Below are 4,043 nucleotides of genomic sequence, written 5' to 3' on the forward strand. Positions count from 1 at the left end.
CCTCAATTTTCTGCCATCCTCGCTACGGGCGCTATTCTCGGACAGCCTCCTGGCTTTTTGGTATGCTGACAAGGAGTCAGTTTGAAACGATGTTCAAGTCGAGAATTATGCTGATCAGAAGGTGGCCTGAACGCAAACCGGCAATTGCTACAATGTTTACAACAGCAATGTTTACAACAGCAATGGTTACAACAGCTTCGAGACAAGCCAGGGTTTAGCCCTCCTCAGGATCAAGAAAAGTAAGGAAGCCAAATTATGCCTATTGACAATAAGCCGACGACGCCTTCAACCAACAAACCCATCAATTCGCCGCCCATAATTGATTCACTCCTGAATCTCACAGGCAAGTTCAGGGAGTTTGACGTTAAGCGTACTGAAGATGACACCGTACAAGTTCAACGTGGAGAGGCTCCTTATCCAGATATTCCCCTGCGCAGTCGAATGCTATACCCACTTCTGAAATTTAAAAACCGCATGTCTGATACAGCCCATTCGGGCATGAAGTTTGGTAAAGCAGTAACGGCTATAGGGCCAGGAATAGCTGGTGCAGTCACTGGCGGGCTGGTTGGTGCTTCCACTAAACTGGTCAATGCGGCAAGAGGGAGACCCGCCAAATCGCTTCTGGAATATATGGTGGCTGGAGGAAGTTTAGGTGCAAAAGCAAGCAAGCCCCTGGGGTACATAGTCGGTGCTGCTGTCGGAACTGCATTCTCTGCTGTCGGCCTTCCTTTTCTCTTGATCGGTATGGCGAAGGATATCCATAAGGCAGCAAAATTGACCCCTGAAGATTTAGAAGTGTAGAAATTAAGCGCTATTGGAAAGAAGTGCCGCAGAAGACTTGTTTTCACCCTGTGAAGACAAGCAAAAGCCCTGACTTGAAGACCTGCAATTCCTAATGAATGGTTTATGGTCAATAATAGCGAGACTTATAGACACAATCTGGCAATCGTAACACTAACCGGCCGATAAGTGCTGCCTGTTTTTAACAGAAATCAACTCTCTCAGACCTTGCCGCGCCTGCTTTTCTCCAGAAAAATTGCAGGCTTTGGCCACCTGATGCCACGAGTGATTCTGGATCACCCGACTGACAAGTAGCCGTGCATCTGAAGTATTTATATCACCAGCCCCAAGTATTCGAAAGGCCGCTTTTTTGATGACATCAATGCAATTCTCATACTGTCTCTGGCCTTCAGTGAACGAAATCAGCTCACGCTGATGGTCGCAGGACAAAGCATAATCATCGCTGATCCGAATGATCGGTTCCATCATGGCAAGAATGGCAGCAACCACCCCAACGTCGAGCCCCTTGAGTTCATCCATTAATAACCACTGCAGCTGAGCCAGGCATTTCTTGTGGGCCTTGCGAGTCAGCCGCAGGGCTGGAAGCGATAATGGCCTGAGCATCATGACAGAATGGTTACCGCTGGCTGCGTCTCTGGATAAACCTACCCGCACCGGCACATAGGAAGAATCACCCCAGAACTCAAGAAGGTCACCAGTGGCGCCAAACACTGTGCCCAGGTAGTCAATATTCTTGTGGGAGGCATCATGTTGGAGTTTATCCAGCAACGTTCTACCCAGCCCTATTCTCTGACAATCAGGGTGAACCGCGATTCTGATGACCCGAAGCCCTTTCAGCAAGATGGCTTCCGGCAAGCCCAGATGGTTACTCAGTGACTGCGGCAGAATATGACCCCGAACCCTGCGCCTGCCCATCCAGATATCATCGGCCAGTGCCGAGTCAATACCACCTTCCCTGGCTGCCAGGAGCACGGCAATGAACCGTTCCTGGTGATCAACAAGGCCGCAGATCTCAATATTCCCGCCATCCAGCAGGTGGCGAAGGTCAAATGGCCGTGTCTGGTAATGGGCCAGTACCAGAAGACCAAATATCTGACGTAACCCGTCTTCATTGGACATCAATTCTTCCGATGATATCTGCCTGAAAGTACACTGTTCTGGGCTGATATTTTCAGACTTGTCAATGACCGCGGGCACGGCATTGAGCAGCAGTGTCCGAAAGACAAAGCTCTCCAACGGATCTTCCGGCTGCCAGCGAACCGGCTCTACCATTCTCAGCTCATGCCATTGAGGGGTTTTGCTATCCAGAACCTTTCTGAAGCGCAGGGCAAAACCCCGCCCGGTTCCTTCGTAACCATGAATGGTGGTGGCATAGACAATTCGACTATAGTGAGAAAGCATTTTTTCCAGCAGCGGTGTGGGAATGGCCGCCGCCTCATCAACCAGTAACAACCGGGTTGCGGGCAACGTCTGAACCAGATCATCCGGGGCAATAAACTGCAGCCTGTCTGAAAGCGTGGCATGTTGTTCGCCCAGCACTTGAGCGGCATGGTGAAAGAACACGTCTGCGGTACTTCTCGAAGGAGCGGTTATGGTTATCTGCTCAACACCTGCCAATAGCAGCTGTGCAGCAGCGATGCCCAGAGAAGCACTTTTACCTCTGCCCCGGTCTGCGGTCAGAACCAGCGGGCGACGGCGGTGCCCGAAAAACACCTTGTGTATTCTCCGGACTGCCTGCATTTGTGACGGCGTTTTACAGGGCGCAGTGACCGTCTCGTCTTTTTCATTGGGTGTGTTTTTATCAGGATTATTGTTAGCCGCCTGAATCCTTACTGTCCCACTTTGAGTGAAAAGAGAGAGCTGATCGGAGACTTGAATAATCTGCGACAAGCGCTGCAAATACCACCCGGTGACATCCTCTAATTGTTGCGGGTAAACCAGCATACGGTGATGTTCAGGATCGTGGAAATATGGCCATTGATCCAACGCCGGTGTTAGCAGCACCATAAGGCCACCGGCACATAACGTTCCACTGATGGCGCCAAACCCATCGACATCAAAGCCTGTAAAAGCATTAAAGATAATGTTCTGATACTCTCTGCCTAACCGTGACAGACATTCTTTTGCCGCAATAACCTCTATAATTGAAAGCCCAAAGAAATCTTCACCAATCAGCAGAACAGACTCACCTGCCAGGGCTGGTATCATTTCAACCGCTTGACTCTTGCACCAGTCAACATCCCCTGAACATACCAGCAGACGCCGGTGACCAGAAAGCCTGGCGGCTGATTTAAGTAATCGGGCAAGTTCACAAGCGGAAGCAATGGTCGGTTTACTCATGGATATCCGAAAGCCTCAGCCTCGGTTTTAACCGACTGCTCACCCGCTGCCACCACATACGCTTTATTTATGATAACTGAGTCAAGGGGCACATCACTGTGTTGGCCCCGATCACCCGTCTTCACTCTGGCAATACTGTCCACCACACCCATTCCTTTGATGACATGGCCAAAAACGGCATAACCCGGCTTAAAAGGCATACCATTAAGAAATTCATTGTCTTTTAAATTAATGAAAAACTGGGAGGTGGCGCTGTCAACGATTTGGGTTCTGGCCATGGCAACAGAGCCACGAATGTTTGCGAGCCGCTGATTCAGCAGCGATTCATTTTTGATCGGAGCACGGGAGGCCCGCCGGTTCATATCGGCGGTAAAACCTCCCCCCTGAATCATGAAGTCCTTGATCACCCTGTGGAATACCAGGCCATTGTAGAAGCCACTTTCAACATACTCGATAAAGTTGTTGACGGTGACTGGAGCCGCTTCAGGGGCCAACATCAACACAATATCTCCTTTGCTGGTTTCCAAAATCACCTGTAATTCTTCCACCTTCTTCCCAGCGGCTTCGGCTGACGCTGCACCGTAGGCCAGGATTGTCAAAAAAAGTAGGCTGCTTGCCAGCAGGCAGTTTCCCATCCAACGCATGTGTTCTCTCCAAAGCAGAAAAAATTTAAACCACTTTATGCTAAATAACCGGGTAGACACTAAAGGCTATTGAGCAAGAAAAAAAGCCAATTTAGCCGCGAAATGTTTTCCATGGAGAAAAAATGCAAGGGCTTGCAAATAGTGTTTATTAATGTAGTATACGCCCGCCTGAAGGGACAAAAAAAACGTTTATCCTTTCTTGTGTCGGAGCGTAGCGCAGCCTGGTAGCGCACCACAATGGGGTTGTGGGGGTCGGAG

General features: G+C 49.7%; 4 protein-coding genes. 2 read left to right on the forward strand and 2 right to left on the reverse strand.

The genetic code is table 11. The features are described from left to right. Positions 1-218, forward strand: a 218-nt coding sequence (locus tag KDK14_RS17845; RefSeq protein ID WP_257266545.1) for a hypothetical protein, incomplete at its 5' end; no start/stop codon positions are given. Between the two features lie 37 nt (positions 219-255). After that, positions 256-801, forward strand: coding sequence for a hypothetical protein (locus KDK14_RS17850; protein WP_257266546.1), 546 nt, complete (start codon positions 256-258; stop codon positions 799-801). Positions 802-954: 153 nt separating this feature from the next. Here the strand turns inward: KDK14_RS17850 and KDK14_RS17855 are convergent, their stop codons facing one another. Both KDK14_RS17855 and KDK14_RS17860 read right to left on the reverse strand, forming a co-directional pair. Further along, positions 955-3,141 carry a tRNA(Met) cytidine acetyltransferase TmcA gene (locus tag KDK14_RS17855; RefSeq protein ID WP_257266547.1) on the reverse strand — a complete coding sequence of 729 codons (2,187 nt, stop codon included), beginning with the start codon at positions 3,139-3,141 and terminating at the stop codon, positions 955-957. After that, on the reverse strand, positions 3,138-3,785 hold the full coding sequence (locus tag KDK14_RS17860) for a peptidylprolyl isomerase (RefSeq protein ID WP_306671604.1): 648 nt from the start codon (positions 3,783-3,785) through the stop codon (positions 3,138-3,140). Before KDK14_RS17860 ends, KDK14_RS17855 begins: the two co-directional genes overlap by 4 nt. Positions 3,786-4,043: the final 258 nt, after the last annotated feature.

Origin of the sequence: Endozoicomonas sp. ONNA2 (genome assembly GCF_024606365.1) — a bacterium.
Classification (GTDB): Bacteria; Pseudomonadota; Gammaproteobacteria; order Pseudomonadales; family Endozoicomonadaceae; genus Endozoicomonas.